Genomic DNA, 20,550 nt, shown 5'->3' on the forward strand with positions numbered 1-20,550 from the left:
GCGACTCATGGTGTCCATGAGAGACCGCCTCCGCTTGTTCGCCCTTACGCTGAGGAACGCCGTCTCGAGACCCATAACAGTCGACATTTCGAGGGCTGTCGAAAGGGAGGTCTTGCGAGGCTACCCGAAGGTTAACCCGGAGAAGTGTATTGGTTGCTCGCTTTGCGCTAGGTCGTGTCCCTCGGACGCCATAACAATGAGAGTCGTGGGCAAGCAGGTACTCGGCGGTAAGCAGGTTGACAAGAAGATCCCCTTCTTCAACTACTACAAGTGTATATACTGTGGTTTGTGCTCGAACGTCTGCCCAGTCAAGGCCATCGACATGGTCAAGGGTACGCCGCTAGACGCTCTAGAGCAAGCTCCTTCCCTAATATCTGCTTCGTTGGTATTCGGGCACGAACTGAAGATACTCGCGGCCTATGTCTCTATTTTAGTAGCACTAACAGCCATCTACCTGCTCTCGAGAGCAGTCTCGGCGCGGGGACGCCACCAGCCGGTAGCCTACGAGCCGTTCGCTGGGGGAGGCACGTACAATGGTAGGTGGGAGAAGTACTACATGCCGAGTCTACTAAGGTTTGTGCTGATCTTCCTCTTGATCGAAATAGTCGTATTCGCTGCGCTCGTATACGAGACACCGGTAGTCCTCTTCTTGTCAGTAGTCCTATTCGTGGTAGCGCTCGTAATGGAGTTGAAGGGTGGTTTCGAGTGATAGACGTGCTGTTCTATGCTCTCGTATTCCCTGGGCTCGCCTTTACGGTCCTGCTAGCCTTCTGGTTTGAGTACGTCGAGAGAAAACTCACGGCCCGTATACAGAAGAGGGTCGGGCCGCTCTACACGGGCTTTAAGGGGACACTACAACCGGTAGCCGACTTCGTGAAGCTTTTGCTGAAGGAAGAGCTGGTCCCCCGTACGACGGACAGGCTACTCTACGTCGCGTCCCCTATAGTAGCGTGCTCCATCCCTATACTCGGTATGACTATTTTGCCTATAACCGACCCGCGCTCACTACTCGGTTTCCGAGAAGACGTCTACTTCTTGTTGTTCCTGTTCATACTCGAGTCTTTTGCCGTAGTGTTGATGGGGATCGCCGTGTTGACGCCCTACACGGTCATTGGCGTCGGGAGGCACATTCTACAGTACACAATGTACGAGGGAGTGTTCATGCTCGCAGTGGCGTCGGTGGCCGTACAGACTAGGTCGGTTGGCATCGACCAGGTCATCGAATACCAGGAGCTCCACGGCCCAATACTCCTATACCAGCCCCTGGGCTTCGTAGTGGCTGTGATAGCCCTGCTAGCGAAACTTGAGAAGAGGCCTTTCGACCTACCCCACGCTAAACAGGAGATCGTGACGGGGTGGATGACAGAGTACTCGGGCGCTAGCCTCGCACTGGTCAGGCTGTACTCCTACCTTAGCATGGTCTGGAGCTCCTCGATCATCGCGGACATGTACCTCGGAGGCCCGGGCTGGCCTCTGGGGGTCGGCGGTTGGCAGGGCTTTCTCTTGTTCTTCCTAAAGTTGAACGTTGTACTCGTGCTCCTCACCGTGGTCAGCGCGTCCACTGGGAGGATTAGAGTCGTAGGATTGGCCAGGAGGTTCTGGGGCTTCCTATACCCGCTAGCTGTTGTCCAGTTCGTCTTAGCTACCGTAATGAGGTATGCCTTATGACACCCGTCCTCTTTGCTCTCGTAGGCCTGGTACTCGTCTTTTGGAGCCTGCTCGCCAGAAGGCCTCAATTCTCGATCGTTCTCATGGCAGCGGCCAGTGTCTTCGTAGGCCTGTCCGTGTCCGAGCTAGTGGGCCACGTGGGCGGACTCATCATAGCGTCGCTATACGTAAGCGTGCTCATCGTGTTACTAATGGTCTGGTTCATGGTCTCGACCCCGGAGACCCCGAAGACCGACGTATACTCGGTTCTAGCAGCTGTCTTACTGGTGTTGACTCTCGTAGCTGCTACACTCGTCGTTTGGTTCGTAGAGCCGGAGATCAGCCCGAGGCCAATCGCGAGAGGGGTCAGCTGGACAGACTACGTGCTTTTAACTGTTTTAGTCGTAGTCGCGCTGACGGGCGGACTATGGTTCGTGGAGGAGGCTGATTAACGGTGTTCGACGCTCTCACCTTGATCTCCCTCTCCATGGTTCTAGTGGGCCTGGCGGCGGTGGCCTCTACAAGGAACGTCGTCAAGGTTATACTAGGACTGCAGGCAATGTCTCTCGGAGGTCTCTTACTGCTGTCGTACGCGTTCTCAGAGTCGGGCCTCTCGGCGAGGGACATCGTACTACTCCTCAGCGTTGTAACAGCCGTGGTGGAGGTCTCCACCGTGACAGCCGTCCTCCTCTACTGGTTTAGGCTTAGGACTCTAGACACTAGGGCTGCCGGGGGCTGAGAGATGTACGCAAGCCTCACAATACTGACCCTAGCCACTGGTATAATGCTGGTCCTGCTACTCCACAAATGGAGGAGAGCTGTAGAGCTGGTGAGCGTGTCCGCAACGGGTTTAGCGCTGTTGTTCTCGCTCCTCTACTCCATTACAGGTGATGGTGGGGGCCTTCTAGGTCTGGGCTTTTTCGCGGACGGGCTGAGTAGGCTGTACACTGTTACCCTGAACTTCCTAGGCCTCCTGATCTTGACGTACAGCGTTGGATACATGTCGGACGAGGAGGAGTACACGAGGTACTACACCCTCATGTTACTCTTCATAGCTTCCATGAACCTCCTATTGCTTACGACAAACATAGTGGTCCTATACGTCTCCTGGGAACTGGTGGGTGTGTGTAGCGCCCTCTTGATCGCCTATTACTGGTGGAACCCCAGGGCGAGGAGCGCTGGTGTCAAGGCTTTTGTGGTGACCAGGATAGGCGACATGGGGCTGATAGCCTTCGTGTCCACGGTAGCCCTGAAGCTCGGTTCCTTCGCTATACCAGACATCATATCCCACTACTCGCAAAGCCCTATCGAAGCCTATTCTGCATCCCTACTCCTACTGCTCGCGGCAGTCGGCAAGTCAGCGCAGTTCCCCCTGCACATATGGCTACCCGACGCGATGGAGGGGCCTACGCCCGTGAGCGCGTTACTCCACTCGGCTACGATGGTCAAGGCCGGTGTCTACTTGGTTTCGAGGTTCTACCCTCTCTTCGCCTACAGTGGAGTGGTCCTCGAGCTAATGGTCGCGCTGTCAGTGGTCACAATAATACTGTCAGGCTTAGCCGCACTGGCCTCCGTGGACATAAAGCGAGTGCTTGCGTATAGTACAATAAACAACATCGGGCTTATGTTCCTGGCCCTGAGCGTGGGCAACTGGCTTATGGCGCAGCTGCACTTCCTATCCCACGCACTCTTCAAATCACTACTGTTCCTGTCGTCCGGGACGGTGACTAAGGGTGCGAAGACCAGGAGTATCGACGAGCTCGGCGGTATGTGGTCGGCTGGCTACGCGAGGAGCGGCTTTGGCTTCCTCGTAGGAGCCCTAAGCACGGCCGGGGTACCGCCTCTACCCGGGTTCTTCACGAAGGCGGGCATACTCTTGTCATTCCTCGAGAAGTACCACGGGTGGACGGGCCTCTTCTTCGTCTTATTGGTGTCGCTCATATCGCCCCTCTACATCTTCAGGGCTTTCTTCAGGGTGTACACTGGGAAAACCCAAAGGGTGCCCGAGGTCTACGAGCCCGCCCCAATGGCTGTGACCGTGATGGCCCTCACGGCCGCGAACCTTGCCGGCCCTATTATCATGTGGGACGTGTACCGCGTTCTAAACCGCACCGGCCCTCACTTGGTCGTGATCGACCCCTTCGACCTGTCGGCCCTAGCATTGGGCGTAATACTAGCATACTCGGTCTGGTACTCGGGCAGACTGGGCACGCTAAGGGTTGGGCTGCGGGGTCTGTCTGCTATTGCCAGAGAGGGCTTTTACCTCGACGCCCTTCTGGTCACGGCTAGTTCTTACTCGGCGAGGTTCCTGGTAGGAGCGGTAGCATACCTTAAACGGACTAAGCCGCCTGTCTTGACTCTGTGGATCATGGGGTTCCTACTGGTGGCCCTCATGGTTCTACTGGGCGTTTACTAGGTGGTCGCCTTGTACGCCGAGTACGTGTCCCTAGCAGGCGTCGTCGCCGTATCCCTCACACAAATCGCCCCGAGGAGGGTCAGGGACTGGGCGGCCCTCGTTATAGGAGCGGCTACTCTGGCGTCCCTACTGTACTTGTCTGTCCTCGAGAGGTCGCTCGCGGGGCTAGTGGGCCTAACAGTCTCAATAGTGGGGATTGCGTCCTTAGTCTCGGCCTTCGGCCTGCTGGACGCGGGTAGGAGCGTGTTCACTCTACTGGTATTGGCGGCGTGCTCGTCCTCGACGATACTCGCGTACGCGACCGACGCCGTGGTCGTCTTTACCGCGTGGGAGATCCTCAGCCTATCTGTCCTGTTCACCGCGGGCTACACGAAGTCGGAGGAGAGTGCGAGTGCGGTAATCAAGTACTTGGTCACGTGCTCAGCCGGCTCGCTACTGCTCCTGACAGGCTTTGCGCTCGCGTTTGCCGAGACAGGCACCACAAGCCTGGCCGGCCTAGCGGGGGCTTCGCCTCTAGCCAAACTACTCGTGCTCGTCGGTGTCGGTGTAGAGGCCTCTCTGTTCCCTCTCGGATTCTGGCTACCGGACGTCTACGCGGCCGCCCCCGAGCCTGGGGTAGCAGTGATATCGAGTGCTGCCACTGGTGTCGCCAGTATACTGCTCTATAGGACGGTCCTCGCCGACCCCTTAGTAGGCAGGGTCGTAGCGATACTGGCGTCCCTCGGTGTGGTAGTCAGCGTAGCACACATGTACAAGGAGAGCGACCTTAGGAGAGTCTTGGCCTACTCTAGCATGTTCTCCTCAAACGCCATGCTCCTCGCGTTCTCGTCGAGTAACAGCCTCGCTATCTCTATGGCCCTCGTTTACTACCTGGCACACTCGCTATCCAAGACGTCCGCCTTCATACTGGCGGGGGGTCTACGTAGAGACTACGGTTACTCCAGCGTGCAGGACTTGGTGGGTGTGGCCTCTGGTTGGGGGGTGATGAAGCTTAACCTAGCGCTCTCGTTGTTGGGAATACTCGGGGTGCCCCCATTCGTGTCCTTCTGGGGGGACTTCTACATAGCAGTCGGTCTGTTGGAGGCCGTCCCCGAACTAGGCGTAGTGTTTATGCTGGCGTTGATAGCGTTGATACCAGTAATACTGAACGTGTTGTTTACGCTGGTATCAGGGACTGGTAGGTCCCAACGCGTCTCCTCCACCCCCGTCTACCTAGCGGTCTCCACGGCGTTGAACGTACTGGCCATAGCCCTATTCCCATGGTACTCCTTGCTCCTGGCTTACGCGGTGACCGGTCGGTAGCTCTGCGGGGTCTACGAGGGTCGAGTATAGACGCGTACATGTTTTTAACTCCGATAAGGTAAACTATTAAAACCCTACTTTGCGTATCACAGAGTAGAGCCGCTCTGAATGGTGGAGTCTATGAGTCAGCCGAAAGAACAGAGGTTCGTTGTCTGGTTAGATGAGGTAAGGAAGGAGGACACACTGTTAGTGGGAGGCAAGAATGCGAACCTGGGCGAGATGATCGCAGCAGGTATACCAGTGCCGCCCGGCTTCGCCGTCACGTCGTACGCCTTCAAGTACTTCCTCGACAAGACGGGGCTAGCCGAGAAGATCTACTCGATGTTGAACAAGCTCGATGTCAACAACACGAAGGAGTTGGAGGAGACCACCGCCAAGATAAGGCAGATGATCCTAGAGCAGCCCATGCCGCCGGAGGTGGAGACAGAGATCAAGAAGTACTACAGGGAGCTAGCCAAGAGGCTCAACATGGAGCCCTCCAGGCTCAGGGTAGCTGTGAGGAGTAGCGCTACAGCAGAGGACATGCCCGAGGCTAGCTTCGCGGGCCAGCAGGACACCTACCTGAACGTGTACGGCGAGGACAACGTGGTCTACTACGTGAAGAGGTGCTGGGCCAGCCTATTCACGGCTAGGGCCACCTTCTACCGTGTAGCCCAGGGGATACCTCACGAGAAGGCGCTGATGAGCGTCACTGTCCAGAAGATGGTCAACAGCAGGTCTGCTGGAGTCATGTTCACTCTACACCCCGTGACAGGCGACGAGAACGTCATCGTGATCGAGGGGAGCTGGGGCCTAGGCGAGTCGGTGGTAGGAGGCAAAGTCACACCCGATGAGTTCGTCGTAGACAAGGGTTCGCTCAAGGTCGTAGAGTCCAAGATCAACAACAAGAACTTTGCTATCACCTTCGACCCTAGCAAGGGCAAGAACATCGACATTAGGTGGGACGAGAACAAGAAGGCCTGGGTACACGAGGGTAGCGTTGTCGACGTCCCGCTAGCCAAAGTGGCCCAGCCAGACAAGACCGCTCTCACAGAGGAGGAGGTCAAGAGGCTGGCAGAGCTAGGACTGCTCATACAGAAGCACTACGGCAGGCACATGGACATAGAGTGGGCAGTCGACATGGACCTGAAGTTCCCCGAGAGCGTGTTCATAGTCCAGGCAAGACCCGAGACGGTGTGGAGCGTCAAGAAGGCCAAGGAGGCCGAGAAGAAGGTGGGCGCCGTGGAGGCCAAGAAGACCGTGAAGCTGGCAGAGGCCAAGATCCTCGCGAAGGGGTTGCCGGCGAGCCCCGGCGTCGGCGCAGGCGTGGCGAAGGTGATATTCGACCCGAAGAGCAAGGAGGCCATGGAGTTCAAGCAGGGCGAGATCCTCGTCACTAGGATGACCGACCCCGACTGGGTACCACTCATGAAGAAGGCTGCCGCTATTGTGACCGACGAGGGTGGTATGACAAGCCACGCCGCTATCGTGAGCAGGGAGCTCGGTATTCCGGCAGTGGTTGGCACTGGTAACGCCACCAAGGCGATCCAGTCCGGACAGGAGGTAACTGTCGACGGCGCTAGAGGCGTCATATACGAGGGTATAGTTGAAGAGCTGGTCAAGCCCAAGGCAGCCGCCCCAGAGCAGCCCGTAGCCGGAGCCGTTGTCGCGGCTGTGGGCATCAGCCCGGAGCAGCTCTTGCCACTCTACCCGGTAACAGCCACGAAGATATACATGAACTTGGGAGAACCCGACGCGATCGACAAGTACAAGGACCTCCCGTTCGACGGCATAGGGTTGATGAGGATAGAGTTCATCTTCACGGACTGGATAGGCTACCACCCAATGTACCTGATAGAGACGAAGCAGGAGGACTTCTTCATCAACAAGCTGGCTGCCGGTGTTGCCAAGGTAGCCCAGGCGATATACCCGAGGCCGGTGGTCGTTAGGTTCAGCGACTTCAGGACGAACGAGTTCAGGGGCTTGAAGGGCGGTGAGAAGTTCGAGCCGGACGAGAGGAACCCGATGATTGGCTGGAGAGGCGTCAGCAGGTACATCCACCCGAAGTACGAGGCGGGCTTCAGGCTGGAGGTCAGGGCTATCAGGAAAGTCAGAGAAGAGATGGGTCTCACAAACGTCTGGGTCATGTTCCCGTTCGTAAGGACGCTGTGGGAGGTACAGAGGGTCGTTAAGATACTCGAAGAGGAGGGCCTCAAGAGGAGCAAGGACTTCAAGGTCTGGGCTATGGCGGAGGTTCCCAGCGTGGCGATACTCGCGGACAAGTTCGCCGAGTACGTGGACGGCTTCAGTATCGGTAGCAACGACCTGACACAGCTAGTCCTGGGCGCCGACAGGGACAGCCAGATACTCGCCGAGATGGGCTACTTCGACGAGAGAGACCCGGCGGTTCTCGAGGCCATAAGAATGCTGATCGAGAAGGCTCACAGCAAGGGCGCCACTGTCAGCATCTGCGGGCAGGCCCCCAGCGTCTACCCGGAGATCACGGAGTACCTAGTGAGGCTGGGTATCGACAGCATCAGCGTTAACCCCGACGCGGTCGTATCGACCAGGAGGCTCGTCGCCAGCATCGAGAGAAAGATCATGCTCGAGAAGCTCGACGCCATCCTGAAGAAGATGAACCTCTAACCCCTTTAGGCAAACCAAAGTTTTTTATTCATGCCCTTTATTCTTCTACATGGTGTATATATGCCTAAGAGAGTCGTGATTGTAGGCGCTTCCGGTAGGGACTTCCACAACTTCAACGTGTACTTCAGGGACAACCCCGAGTACCGTGTAGTGGCATTCCTCCAGACACAGATAAAGGGGCTGAAGACGAGGGTCTACCCTCCAGAGCTCGCTGGCAGGCTATACCCGAACGGGATACCCGTCCTCGGGATTGGGTACTTAGAGGAGCTCGCCGAGAACCCCGGGTTCGAAGAGGCGGTCTTATCCTACAGCGACCTTACGTTCCAAGAGCTAGGCGAGGTAGTCTCCAGAGTCCTCAAGACGGGGGCCAGCTTCAGGATCCTCGGCTTCAAAGACACGATGCTGGAGAGCATTAAGCCCGTTGTAGCAGTGACGGGCGTGAAGACGGGTGTAGGGAAGAGCAGCGTCTCACGCGAGGTCGCGTTAGAGCTTAAGTCTAGGGGTTTAAGGGTGGGTGTTGTAAGGCACCCTATGCCGTACAGCGAGGTCTTCTACCCGGTTCAGAAGTTCGAGACGTTCGACGACCTAAGTAAGTACCAGATAACAGTAGAGGAGAGGGAGGAGTACGAGCACTACCTGAAACTGGGGTTCACGGTCTACGCCGGCGTAGACTACGGGATGATCCTGAGAGAGGTCGAGAAGAGCAGCGACGTGATCCTATGGGACGGGGGCAACAACGACTTCCCGTTCTACAAGCCAGACCTTTACATCACAGTGGCAGATGCTATGAGGCCGGGTATTGAGACGTCAGCTTTCCCGGGCATGGTGAACCTCCTTGCCTGCGACAACGTGATCATAAACAAGGCAGACCAGGCGACCAGGCAAGTGCTGGACAGCCTCGTGGAGAGGGTCAAGGCCCTGAACCCGAGAGCCGAGGTGAGCATAGCCGTAAGCGACGTGTTTATAGAGGAGGGCGAGCCGAAGGGTGTTAGGAGAGTCGTCGTTGTCGAGGACGCCCCCACTGTAACACACGGCGGTGCCGGTTACGGAGCCGGCTACGTGGCGGCCAAGAAGTACGGGCTCGAGGTAGTCGACCCGCGCCCCTACGCGAGGGGCTCCCTGAAGGCGGTGTACGAGGAGTTCAGGAGTATAGGGCCCGTAGTACCCAGTATGGGGTACAACCCTGATCAGTTGAGGGACTTAGAGGAGACCCTGAACGCGGTGCCGGCTGACGCCGTTTTACTCGCTACGCCCAGCGACCTCACCAAGCTTATTAAGCTGAACAAGCCGGCTCTACACGTGTCCTTCAGGGTGCGCGTGGTAGAGGGCCCCACTTTCAAGGACATTGTAGACAAGTTCCTGGAGAGGGCCGGTAAAAAATTCATTTTCTAGCCCTAGCCCTCCTGAGGTACAGGTAGGCCAGGGCGAGCACGAACAGTAGGACTACAACTACCGTCACGACATCCCGAGCCACAGTCGCCTCGGGAGCCCCTGTTGTTACCTGCGCCGTCGTTGTCGTGGTTGTCGTAGTAGAGGTAGCGGCTGGAGATGGTGCCATCGTGGTAGTCGTCGTGGTTGTAGTAGTTGTAAGAGTAGTCGTAGTCGTCGTGGTCCTCGTAGTGGTGGTCGTCCTCGTAGTGGTCGTGGTCTGCGTGGGCTGTACAACCATAGGTGGCGAGACCGCGGTGACGCCAGACAAGTTTAAGGCGGAGAGGTCTGCTAACCCTGCTCTGACCTCGACCACAGTCGCCTCGTAGGGCCTGTCGAGGCTCTGCACGTAGACGTAGGCGTTGGTCAGGTTTGTCCTTATCGCCTTACTCGACTCGTCGTACGTGGCGTAGGACACCGAGTTGGCTGGAGCGAAGCCGACGAGGTAGACGACTGTGCTACCGGCCGTCCAGACCAGCCTGACAGGCACGTCACTGTAGTTCCCGTACACATCCAGCTTGGTGTTGTTCACAACGAAGCTGACCGAGTCGACTACTCTCACTGTCACGTTGCCCGAGCCCGGCCCCGCCTTCAACGGTATGTAGCTGTACTCCCCGGTCGGGTAGAGTACTAGGACGACGTAGTTGTGGGTCGACGAGCAGAATGTAGCGTTGGACGAGGAGCAGCCGTAGAGAGGCGCACCTCCACCGCCCGTCACGAGCCAGAGTGTGCTGGGCGTCGCGTTCTCGGCGTAGCCGTGCCAGTGGCTCTGCAGGACTATTCTCGGCGGGGCAGGGAGAGAGGATGAGAAGTTCAGTATCGCGCTGGCCTTGTCTGGCTCCTCGTCCTGCATGTTGTGACCGACGTAGGGGTAGATAGGCCTGTGGTAGGCCAAAATTAGCGACCTGTTGCCAAGACCGCTCAGCGTCGCGTTGAGCCCGTAATAGAGGTCGCTGAGAGACCCCTCAGCGTTGAGCGAGGCGATCCTCCACCCGGGTATGTCGTCGAAGACGACGGTCGTGTTCCCCACGTACGCCGCGTAGTAGCTCCAGGAGTCGGGGCCGTAGGCCACGTCGTGGTTGCCAATGACCGGTATGAAGTTGTCGATTCTAGCCTGCGACAACAGGTTGTAGAACGCCTTGTACTGGTCGAGAGTGCCAAAGGACACGAAGTCGCCTCCACCGATCACCGCCTGGGGGTATATCCAGCTGATTTCGTTCAGTATGTCCACGAAGACATTTGGGTACACCAGCGAGGAGGGGCCCGAGGTAGACGAGGGTCTGTTGTCGCCCCACACGACCAGCACGTAGTAGGGTAGGTTCTGCGGGAGAGGTCTAGAAGTGGCCTGCTGGAGGGGCTGCGCTCCCTCGGCGTGTACACCCATGGCGGTGGTCAACGTCAGGAGCAGCAATAACGCGGCTATCTCATGCCTCAACTACACGTCACCGATACTAGCTTGACTAGGCGAGCTTTAAAACCTGTTTTCCAATTAGCAAGCAGTGTAATGGTGGATAGGTAGTGGGTATAAGGCTTGCCGGCGAGACTGTCGCTGTGCCGGACCTGACGGCGATCGTCCAGGGGATAGTCTCTAAGCTGGTGGAGGAGGGGCGGCTCAGGGGTAGAGTTGTGGTCAGGAAGGAGATAATCGCCTACCTCGAGCAGGCCGCTCTGAGGGACCAGGCAGTAGGGTACGCGGGGCTGGAGGAGCTGAAGAGGTTAAGAGAGCTCAGCGCGAGGGGGCTCATTAGGCTGGAGTACGCGGGCGACGAGTCGGCGTACAGGGCGAGGGAGCTCGACGAGAGCGCCCTTAACATGGTTGTGAGAGACTACGCCATGCAGGTCGGGGGCTTAGTCGTGACCGGGAGCAGGGTCGCGAAAATGGTCTCCGAGGCGATGGGCGTCGACGCCCTCTTATACGAGCCCGAGAACCGGGTCCGCCTATCCTTCGAGAGGTTCTTCGACGAGAACACGATGAGCGTCCACATAAAGGAGAACACTCAGCCCGTGGCCAAGAAGGGCAGGCCGGGCGACTGGAGCTACGTCAGGCTCTCCGACGGCGCCTTGACGAGGAGCGAGATAGAGCAAATGGTCAACGAGATCGTCGAAGAGGCGAGGAGGAGGGAGGACAGCTTCATAGAGATCGACAGGCCGGGGTCCTCCATAATACAGCTCGGCCTGTACAGGATTGTCGTGACGAGGCCGCCGATGAGCGATGGCTGGGAGCTGACCATAGTGCGCCCACTCAAGAAGCTCAGGCTCGAGGACTACAACCTACCGCCCAAGCTGGTAAACAGGCTTAACGAGAGGGCTGAGGGCATACTGATCGCCGGGGCACCGGGTATGGGGAAGACGACCTTCGCACAGGCACTCGCCGAGTACTACTACAGGAGGGGCAAGATCGTGAAGACTATCGAGAGCCCTAGAGACATGGTACTTCCGGAGGAGGTCACCCAGTACAGCAAGACGTACGCCGACGCGAGGGAGCTGCACGACATACTCCTCCTCTCCAGGCCGGACTACACAGTCTTCGACGAGATGAGGACCGACGAGGACTTCAAGCTATACGCAGACCTGCGGCTGGCGGGCATCGGGATGATAGGCGTCGTCCACGCGACCAGCCCAATAGACGCTATCCAGAGGTTCATCGGGAGGGTCGAGCTTGGTATGATACCCTCCCTGGTCGACACTGTGATCTTCATAAGGAACGGGTTCGTCGAGAAGGTCTACGACGTCAGGATGACGGTCAAGCTGCCGACAGGGTTAAAGGAGGCGGAGCTCTCAAGGCCCGTAGTAGAGGTCAGGGACTTCATGACCGACGAGCTGGAGTACGAGATATACACTTTCGGCGAGCAGACGGTGGTCGTCCCCGTCAAGAAGCTGAAGTTTGGTAAGCAGGCAAATAACAGGCTGTACGCCCAGCTCGAGAGGCTGTTCCCCGGGGCCAGGCTCGAAGAGGTAGAGGACGGGGTTGTCATATCGATACCCAGAGACTCGGCCAACAAGTATGTAAAGTCCATGAGAAAGCTCAGGAAGCTCATGGAAAAGTACAAGGTAAACATAAGAGTCAAGCTCGAGTAGCCCTAGCTCTTCAGGAACTCGCGTAGAGGCCTAACCCCTAGTGCAATGGCCACTAGGTTGTCTATCCTCAAAAAGCTGCCCTCCCGCATGTCGCCGAGTGAGAGCTTGTAATTGCCTCCAGGCGTCTCCACAAGCTCCTTCACGGGTACGAACATCCACCCCCCTTTCCCTACGATCTTGACCGCTATGAATGCGGTCCCTCCCGACCTCCTGACAAACTCTACGAGTTTTTGGACTTGGTCTCTGTGAATGTACAGAGTCTTTTCCCCCGTTCTAGTGGTTTTGACCTCGAAAGCGAAGACATGGCCGTTCATGATAGCGACCACGTCGGGGTATACCACCCTCTTGGCTTTCGAGCCGCTCGCCGGGGCTCTCATGACAGCGAAGCCCTTCTCCCAAAGCCTCCTAGCAAGGTCTCTCTCGTGCGCGAAGCCCCTCTTCCTGTTAGACAAACTCTTACTCACGCTCGTTAAGTTTATTTGACTAGGGTATGAGAGTATAAAAATGCCGTTCCGGTGGACCTCATGGTCAAAAAAGTCATTATCGCAACCATTGTCCTCACACTAGTGTTAACATTAATAGTTATACCTATGCAAGCGGTATCTGCAGGTGAGGCCCCGGTACTACCCGGCGTGGTCTACAAGCCTTGGGTCTCGCCTGCGACAAACGTGTCGATGAATAAACCGGCTGTAGCGTTCCCCGGAGACACGGTCTACATCAAGCTGAAGGACGAGTACGCGGGAGTCAGCATTACGGGCGGCTACATCTGGACTGTGAAGCTCGTGGGCAACGCCCTAAAGCTGTTCAACTACACTATAGCAGCTACATCAAGTGGCGGCGTCGTGTCTGTAAAAGTGCCTAACGAGGCCGAGGGCGGCGTCTACGACATCGTTTTGACGGGTGGGCAGACGCTCTACCTGCCAAGAAGCCTGTGGGTCATCAAGACTCTGGGCGACGTCCTCAGGATAGTCCACATCTCGGACCAGCACTACGGGGCCGGGCAGCCCAACATAATAACAGGCGACATGAACAGGTTCTCAAGCTACCTCGTCACGGGCCTGTTCTCCCCCGACCTAGTCATAGACACGGGAGACGTAGCCGACACCGCCTCGGCCCCACAGTACGAGCAGGCCGTGGGCTTCGAGTACGCCTTCCTATACAGCTTCCCGATATTCGGCAACCCGGGCAACCACGACATGCCGAACGACCAGTACTACAAGTACCTCGGCGACACCCAGTGGTATAGGGTCATCGGCGGGAAAGTGCTCATCGTAGCGGTTAACACGAGGGAAGCGGGCTACCTGGACTGGGACCAGCTGGTCTTCTTAGAGAGCACCTTAAAGCAGTTCTCGAACGTGCCCATCAAGATACTCTTGATGCACCACCCGATGTTCTACTACCAGGGGGAGCTGATAACGAGCAGCGACGACCAACAGACGTTGAGGCCCTACGTGTCCGGAGGGCCGTGGACGCCCGTCAGTAGCTACTGGAGCGGAAACATGACGAGCTTCTTCTACACGCTCAGGCTCATAGAGGACTATAACATAACCTACGTCCTCGCCGGCCACGTCCACAGGGACTTGTTCGTCAAGTACGTCAGTACCCGGACTAACACCACGACGTACTTCTTGACAATAACCACCAGCGGTATGGGCTCAGCCATATACGACGGCATAGACTACTACGGGCTGGACACGAAGACGGGAGACCTCCAGTTCTTGGCTAAGCCGCCAACGTTCATCGGTTTCAGTAATATAACGGGCGACCTGGCAAAGAAGTACAAGCCCAACCTCGCCATGAACTCGCTACCCATCGGAATATACCCGCCTAGGAACAACTACGGAGTCGAGAACCAGTCCTTCGTGCCAGCTGTACTCCTGCAGACACCCCGCGCCTACATTGTGAAGGCCTACAACAACCTCAGCTACCTCAACTTGTCCGGGGTGGTGGTCTGGTCCCTCCCGTGGGCTGGGGACTTTGTCTTCAAGCTACTGAACGCGACGGGCGGCGCGAGCGTCCAGGTTGTCGACAAGTTGCTAGTGGGAGACAGGCTGTTCGTGGCCCTGAACATAAGCCTCCCGTACGGCTCGGGCCTCGAGTTCGCTCTGGCTAACATGGTTGACGAGGAGCCTCCCCAGGTCAGTATAAAGCTCACAGTCCCGAAGGTGCCAACGCTGGGCAGGCAGCTAATAGTCTACCTCGACCTGACAGACAAGGGCTGGGGCCCGAAGAACATAACGGTGACCTACACGTACGACGGCAACACTGTCACCATACAGCCCACCCTCAGTAGCCCCGGCACCCTGGCTAACAGCTTCGACACCTACACGTACCTGCTCACACTCCCATCACCCAGCGGCGAGCAGCCAACCAGCGCCTACTTGAACGTTACCGGCTACGACAACGCTGGTAACAGGGTCGACGCCGCGTTCGTGATATACTTCTACCCACAGGGCCAGACACCCACCACTACGCCCATCGTGCCCATAACCACTACTACGACGACCACGACTACTACGACTACTACAACAACCACAACTACTACGACCACGACGACAACCACCACGACCACCACTACTACTCCCCCACCAACTCAGGCGACGGGCCCAGGGGCACCCTCGTCAGTAATTGTGCTGACTCTTGTCGCGGTCGCCGCGATCGTAGTAGTAGTGGTAGCGCTCCTTCTACTGCGTGGTAAAAAATAGAAGGCAGAATACACGAAAACATTTTTTACCTAGACCCCCTCTATTAGTCTAAGAAGGGGTGTAAACGGTTGAACAAAGGACCACTCCTACTAATGGCTATCGTGTTCTCCCTCTTCATCGCCCTAACTGTACTAGCCCCAGCCCTCTCTAGCGCGCAGACCACGAGGACCGTCACTGTAATGGCCGACCTGGCCCACGGCGAGAGCGACAAGTACCTGAACTACATCATGGGTAACATCACCTTCGTGAAGTGGATAGTGAACAATGACATGTTAACCCCCGACAAGTTGGCCGACGTCGACATCCTCCTGATAGGGCAGCCCACGGTCGCCTTCAGCGCCGACGAGATCAACGCGATCATAGACTGGCTTAGCAAGGGCAACAAGGCCCTATGGGTAGGCGGCGACAGCGACTACGGCAACGGCTACCAGACGATCCAGATAGTCAACAACCTAATGGAGGCCATCGGGTCTAAGCTCAGGCTGGAGCAGGGCGCTGTCTACAGCAACTACAACGGGACCTACACCTACGGCGGTAGCGACTGGCCTGTAATCGCGAAGGCCTACTACAGGATGCTGGCCTTCGTGGAGCCGGACAACAGGCCGGACCTGTACACGCAGATACTGTCCGCCGGTATATCCAAGCCGATACTGATGCACGGGCCCACCTGCGTCATATGGGTTGATTCCAGCGGGAATTACCACGACCCGGTCACAGACATCACCTCCGACCTGATAAGGCTGGTCTACTTCCACTACGCTCACATAGGCGTAAACTACGCTAACTGGGCGCCACTGGTCTACGACCCGGTGAAGTACTCTAAAGACGAGAACACGTTCGTGGGCTACATGGCGGAGTACTGGGGCGACAAGAACGTCATTATAGTGTTGTCCGGCGAGTCGATATACGGCGACTACGAGCCTGCATGGGCCTCCAGCTACTACGGCATACCACTGGACGGCCCCAGGTGGGTGACGAACTTCATCACCTGGCTGGCCACGATAGTCACGTCTAGGGTGACCACGACCGTGACCTCTACCGAGACTTTCACAACCACGGCTACTACGACCGTCACGTCGACCACGACTTTCACGACCACCTACACTACCACGTCGACAACTACCACAGTAGACTGGACTACCACGGGAGTTGTAGCCGGAGTCCTTGTACTGATCATAATAATCGAGGGAGTGCTGCTAGCTAGGAGACCCGGGAAGAAGTAGGCTTCGAACCCTTTTTTAAGCTTTTTAGCCTCGTCCACACCATTATTAACCTGGCCGGGTGACCTAATTGCGTAGTATAAAGATCGCCGGTCTCCTACTGTTCTTGACAGTAGTGCTAATGGTTTACGCGCCTCCGGCGAAGGCCGAGTGGCCGTGGGGCTCCGCCAGCGAGCCCTTCCCGTGGCTCAACTACTTGAAGAGCCTCCCCCACAGTGAAGGTGTTACGCTCTACGTTTTAACGAGGCACGAGCAGACTATTCAGAGCGCTGCTAGGGTGGCGTTCCTCAACAGCCCTGTCGCCAAGGCCCTCGGCATAAGCGACGTGGTGTTCGTGTACCCTGGTAGCGCTCAGTGGCCGACCTACATACAGAGGGGCGAGATCGACGTGGCATGGGGCGGCGGCCCCACACTATTCAACTGGCTAGACCAGCAGGGTCTCCTCCAGCCGCTGGACAACAAGTCGCACCCGGAGTTCAACGCCGTCCTCTACGAGCTCTCTAAGATACCCCCCACCTACGCCGGCGTCCAGTCCTACTTAGTCGGTAGCGACGGGTTTGTTCACTGGATAGGGGCAAGCCTGAGCTCGTTCGGTTTCACGATCAACAGGAGGGTCCTCGCCCAGTACAACGTCCCCGCTCCACAGGTATGGTCTGACCTCGGCGACCCCGTTTATGCCAAGTACCTACCCGCGAAGCCCCTCGTAGGCATTGCCGACCCTACAACTAGCACCAGCAATACTAGGATGTTCGAGATCATACTGCAAGTATACGGGTGGGAGAAGGGCTGGAGGGCGCTGACAACCATGGCGGCTAACGCCATAATCTACGGCGGCTCCAGCGACGTGAGGGACGAAGTCATTAGGGGGACCATCGCTGCGGGCACGACCATCGACTTCTACGGTTACACGGCGATGCAGCAGAACCCGGACTGCCAGTACATAATACCGCCTAACCAGAGCATTGTGAACTACGACCCGATAGCGATAGTGAAGAACGCACCGCACAAGGTCCAGGCTGCCGCATTCGTTGCTTGGGTTCTGAGCGAGTACGGCGGGCAGCAGGTGTGGCTTGACCCGAACATAAACAGGCTCCCAGCCAACCCACGCGTGTTCGACACTCCCCAGGGCGCCCAGAGGCCCGACTTGAAGAAGGCCTACGTGGCTGCCGCTCAAGCCGGCCCTATAGAGTTCAACGAGACTCTCAGCTCGATGTGGGTCTACTCGGTGATATACTACTTCAAGGCCACGCTAGTGAACACGCACGACCAACTACAGTCGACGTGGGCGGCACTAGCCCAGGCCTACCTCAACGGGAGGATAACCAAGGACCAGTTCAACAAGCTGGTCGACGACCTAGTATCCTTCTTCCCGTTCAAAGACCCGTTGACAGGTCAGTACACGACATTCACACTCGACTACGCGCTGAAGATCAACGGCTACTTGGTCAACAACACGAGGGTCTACCAAGCGCTCATGAGCGAGTGGACTAGCGGCGCGACTACCAAATACCAGTGGGTGTACCAGGAGCTACAAGCCATACTAGCAGGGCAGACACCACCTCCACCGCCGTGGTCGGGCATCACTACCCAGACTACAACGACAGCCACAACCACTACGACCACGACGACAGCCTATACGACGACCACGCAGATGGCCACTACGACCACTACTACGACAACTACCACAGCACCGCCAGCGACCACGCCAGCCCAGGCCCCGCAGTCCAACGTGGCTACGGTAGTGAGTATAGCCGTTGTCGCCCTACTGGTAATACTACTGGTCGTCTACTTTATGCGCAGGAAGTGATCTCGAACACCCAATTAACCTTTTTAATCCCTCCTCCCTATTCTAAATAGACCTTACAAGACAGAGGTGTATATATAGTAAGGGGGATTAAGTTGCCGACGGTTACTACGCGTGACTTGCTCGTAGTAGGCGTAGTCCTCGCCGCCATATACTACACAGTGTTCACTCTCGTAGGGGTCAGCACCGTCGTCACCGAGATATTGTGGCTGGTAGGCATAGCAGTGGGGTTGGCGTCTCTGAGGTTGGGCTTCGACTACGATAGAGTCAGGTTCAGCTCCACGCTCAGCTTCGCAGCGATCGTGGCGTTCATCTACGTCTTTGTAATCGCGCTCACAGACCTGGAAGGCCCCTCAATGGCGGTAGCGCTGGTCTTCCTGCCGTTCCTGTCTGCTACGGCGGCCTCGGCCGTTATAGGCTTCGTCAAAAGAGAGGCGCCCCCGTCAGCTGAGGTCGCTAAACCTGGCTTCGAGAGGAGGCTCAGGGCCCTCCTCTTCGAGTTAGACCCGATCATCTGGGTTTTCCTAGTGGTCAGCGTGGCCTACCTCACCGTGTTCCTGATACTGCCGCTGGCATACATGCTCAGGTACTCCTTCGTGTCAGAGGCCGGCTGGCTGGGGAACTTCGTCTCGATATTCAGGGACCCCAGCCAGGGCTTCGTGAGGTCCTACCTGCTCCCGGGCGATACCCAGCCCTACCAGCTCATCCCCATGGGGGACACGACGCTGATCAACTTCTACTTCATGAACTACGGGTACGGGACGGTCTTGAACAGCCTCATAATCGCCACGATAGTCACCGTTTTCGCGACGGTTCTAGGCGTACTAGTCGCCTTCGTGATAGCGAGGTTCAACTTCCCTGGCAAAGACCTGCTGAGGATCATCGCGATCATACCGCTGTTCGTGACGCCCTTCGTGAACGCCTACGCGATCAAGCTGCTCTTCAGCGACTCGGGCCCGATCTCCCAGTTGGTCTACCTCCTCACGGGGGGTAAGTTCAAGCTGATGATCTCGGGCATGGCGGGTGTCATCATAACGCAGGTTATAACGTTCTACCCCATCGTCTACCTGAACACTTACGCTAGCCTGATAAACATAGACCCCTCTATGGAGGAGCAGGCCGAGAACCTCGGCTCCAAGGGGCTGAGGCTCTTCCTGGACGTCACGATGCCGCTGGCTCTCCCGGGCATTGCTGCTGGCGCCATACTAGTGTACATATTCAGCCTAGAGGACCTGGGCGCTCCGATAATATGGAGGTTCGACAAAGTGATGAGCTATTACATTTTCAGCAACTTCCTCACCGAGCAGGCGATCATATCGCCGACCGCGGCCGCGGTGGGGGTTGTCATGCTGTTCTTCGCGATAATGGGCTTCCTCGCCATCAGGAACTACGTGAGTATGAGGTCGTATGCTATGATCAGCAGGGGCGGTAGGCTCGTCTCGAGGGCTAGGAAGCCGGGTCTCCTGGCGAGTCTCGCCATCTACCTGGGAGTGTTCCCCCTAATCATATTCACTTCGCTACCGCAGATCTCCGTAATATTGCTCGCGATGAAGGTGCTCCAGCCCTTCGGCTGGACGTTTGTCCTCTACTCTAACCCGGCCACTTACCTAGAGTCGTTCAGGATGATCGCGGCAGACCCCCAGGTGTTCAACGGGATACTCAACACGCTGAAGTACGCTGCTACGTCCGTGGCGATAGGCGTTATACTCGCTGTAATGGTCGGCTACAGCGTGAGCAGGGTCAACATAAGGTGGTTGACGAACCTCCTCGACTCCGTGGCTACGATGCCCATCGCTATACCAGGCCTCGTGATAGCACTAGGGTACTGGTTCTTCTTCAGAGACCTAGCCGAGGTCACCAGACTGTCGATACTCAACCCCCTAGACATACGGGCCTTCCAGCTATGGCTCGTCCTAATAATATCCTTCAGCGTGAGGAGGCTCCCCTACGTTGTGAGGTCGGTTTATGCGGGGTTCCAGCAGGTGCACAAGAACTTAGAAGAGGCCGCGTTGAACCTGGGGGCTAGCAGGACGAGAGTGATATTCGGTGTCGTCTTCCCGTTTATACTCTCGTACGTCTTGAGCGGCGCGCTCCTCGGGTTTGTCTACATGGCGACAGAGGTCACAACCAGTATAACACTGGGCGGCTTGAAACAGGACCAGGCGCCAGTGACCTTCTGGCTGTACATGTACACGTTGAAGGCCACGGCAACCGGGATACAGGAGGCGGCTGCTATCGGTAGCCTCCTCATTCTCATCCAGTTGATAGCGGTTATGATTATAATCTTGGTGTTCAAACAAAGATATGCATTCATAGGGGTGTAAG

The 20,550-nt window shown here is 57.0% G+C and carries 15 protein-coding genes; 13 read left to right on the plus strand and 2 right to left on the minus strand.

Features of this window, described 5'->3' with window-relative positions:
- Nucleotides 1-7: 7 nt before the first annotated feature.
- From TCELL_RS07320 to TCELL_RS04675, 8 genes are all read left to right on the plus strand, one after another.
- Entirely contained in the window at nucleotides 8-709 is a 702-nt protein-coding gene (locus TCELL_RS07320) for a 4Fe-4S binding protein (RefSeq protein ID WP_014737567.1), read from the plus strand.
- Nucleotides 706-1,668 carry a complex I subunit 1/NuoH family protein gene (locus tag TCELL_RS04645; protein ID WP_014737568.1) on the plus strand — a complete coding sequence of 321 codons (963 nt, stop codon included), beginning with the start codon at nucleotides 706-708 and terminating at the stop codon, nucleotides 1,666-1,668. Before TCELL_RS07320 ends, TCELL_RS04645 begins: the two co-directional genes overlap by 4 nt.
- Nucleotides 1,665-2,099, plus strand: coding sequence for a hypothetical protein (locus tag TCELL_RS04650; RefSeq protein ID WP_014737569.1), 435 nt, complete (start codon nucleotides 1,665-1,667; stop codon nucleotides 2,097-2,099). The genes TCELL_RS04645 and TCELL_RS04650 overlap by 4 nt, the downstream gene beginning before the upstream one ends.
- 2 nt (nucleotides 2,100-2,101) lie before the next feature.
- Nucleotides 2,102-2,386: an NADH-quinone oxidoreductase subunit K gene (locus TCELL_RS04655; protein ID WP_014737570.1), complete on the plus strand. Its 285-nt coding sequence runs from the start codon at nucleotides 2,102-2,104 to the stop codon at nucleotides 2,384-2,386.
- A 3-nt stretch (nucleotides 2,387-2,389) separates the two neighbouring features.
- Nucleotides 2,390-4,063 carry an NADH-quinone oxidoreductase subunit 5 family protein gene (locus TCELL_RS04660; RefSeq protein ID WP_014737571.1) on the plus strand — a complete coding sequence of 558 codons (1,674 nt, stop codon included), beginning with the start codon at nucleotides 2,390-2,392 and terminating at the stop codon, nucleotides 4,061-4,063.
- A complete protein-coding gene (locus tag TCELL_RS04665) occupies nucleotides 4,064-5,365 on the plus strand; it encodes a complex I subunit 5 family protein (RefSeq protein ID WP_014737572.1) in 1,302 nt (433 codons plus the stop codon).
- Between the two features lie 120 nt (nucleotides 5,366-5,485).
- Nucleotides 5,486-7,990 (plus strand): phosphoenolpyruvate synthase, encoded by a 2,505-nt coding sequence (gene ppsA, locus TCELL_RS04670; protein ID WP_048163170.1) that lies wholly within the window; start codon nucleotides 5,486-5,488, stop codon nucleotides 7,988-7,990.
- Between the two features lie 60 nt (nucleotides 7,991-8,050).
- Nucleotides 8,051-9,382 (plus strand): cyclic 2,3-diphosphoglycerate synthase, encoded by a 1,332-nt coding sequence (locus tag TCELL_RS04675; protein ID WP_048163172.1) that lies wholly within the window; start codon nucleotides 8,051-8,053, stop codon nucleotides 9,380-9,382.
- Here the strand turns inward: TCELL_RS04675 and TCELL_RS04680 are convergent.
- A complete protein-coding gene (locus TCELL_RS04680; protein WP_048163175.1) occupies nucleotides 9,372-10,853 on the minus strand; it encodes a metallophosphoesterase family protein in 1,482 nt (493 codons plus the stop codon). The genes TCELL_RS04675 and TCELL_RS04680 overlap by 11 nt on opposite strands.
- A gap of 83 nt (nucleotides 10,854-10,936) precedes the next feature.
- On the opposite strand from TCELL_RS04680, the gene TCELL_RS04685 reads away from it, so the two are divergent.
- On the plus strand, nucleotides 10,937-12,496 hold the full coding sequence (locus TCELL_RS04685) for a PINc/VapC family ATPase (protein WP_014737576.1): 1,560 nt from the start codon (nucleotides 10,937-10,939) through the stop codon (nucleotides 12,494-12,496).
- Between the two features lie 2 nt (nucleotides 12,497-12,498).
- Here the strand turns inward: TCELL_RS04685 and hjc are convergent, their stop codons facing one another.
- Complete coding sequence (gene hjc, locus TCELL_RS04690) at nucleotides 12,499-12,960, minus strand: Holliday junction resolvase Hjc (RefSeq protein WP_014737577.1); 462 nt, start codon at nucleotides 12,958-12,960, stop codon at nucleotides 12,499-12,501.
- A gap of 60 nt (nucleotides 12,961-13,020) precedes the next feature.
- Between hjc and TCELL_RS04695 the strand changes: the two genes are divergently transcribed.
- The 4 genes from TCELL_RS04695 to TCELL_RS04710 all read left to right on the plus strand — a co-directional run bounded on the left by TCELL_RS04695 (nucleotide 13,021) and on the right by TCELL_RS04710 (nucleotide 20,549).
- Nucleotides 13,021-15,201, plus strand: a complete 2,181-nt coding sequence (locus TCELL_RS04695; RefSeq protein ID WP_052307222.1) for a metallophosphoesterase family protein — start codon at nucleotides 13,021-13,023, stop codon at nucleotides 15,199-15,201.
- Nucleotides 15,202-15,269: 68 nt separating this feature from the next.
- Nucleotides 15,270-16,424 (plus strand): hypothetical protein, encoded by a 1,155-nt coding sequence (locus TCELL_RS04700; protein ID WP_052307223.1) that lies wholly within the window; start codon nucleotides 15,270-15,272, stop codon nucleotides 16,422-16,424.
- A 67-nt stretch (nucleotides 16,425-16,491) separates the two neighbouring features.
- Complete coding sequence (locus TCELL_RS04705) at nucleotides 16,492-18,228, plus strand: ABC transporter substrate-binding protein (RefSeq protein WP_014737580.1); 1,737 nt, start codon at nucleotides 16,492-16,494, stop codon at nucleotides 18,226-18,228.
- Nucleotides 18,229-18,320: 92 nt separating this feature from the next.
- Entirely contained in the window at nucleotides 18,321-20,549 is a 2,229-nt protein-coding gene (locus tag TCELL_RS04710) for an ABC transporter permease (protein WP_238528996.1), read from the plus strand.
- Nucleotide 20,550 lies beyond the last annotated feature (1 nt).

The sequence above is a fragment of the Thermogladius calderae 1633 genome (genome assembly GCF_000264495.1).
GTDB lineage: Archaea > Thermoproteota > Thermoprotei_A > Sulfolobales > Desulfurococcaceae > Thermogladius > Thermogladius calderae.

Excerpts from the sequence above, each read along its gene's own strand:
- TCELL_RS07320 (WP_014737567.1), top strand. The coding sequence starts at position 8 with ATGGTGTCCATGAGAGACCGCCTCCGCTTGTTCGCCCTTACGCTGAGG.
- TCELL_RS04650 (WP_014737569.1), top strand. The coding sequence starts at position 1,665 with ATGACACCCGTCCTCTTTGCTCTCGTAGGCCTGGTACTCGTCTTTTGG.
- TCELL_RS04660 (WP_014737571.1), top strand. The coding sequence starts at position 2,390 with ATGTACGCAAGCCTCACAATACTGACCCTAGCCACTGGTATAATGCTG.
- ppsA (WP_048163170.1), top strand. The coding sequence starts at position 5,486 with ATGAGTCAGCCGAAAGAACAGAGGTTCGTTGTCTGGTTAGATGAGGTA.
- TCELL_RS04675 (WP_048163172.1), top strand. The coding sequence starts at position 8,051 with ATGCCTAAGAGAGTCGTGATTGTAGGCGCTTCCGGTAGGGACTTCCAC.
- TCELL_RS04695 (WP_052307222.1), top strand. The coding sequence starts at position 13,021 with ATGGTCAAAAAAGTCATTATCGCAACCATTGTCCTCACACTAGTGTTA.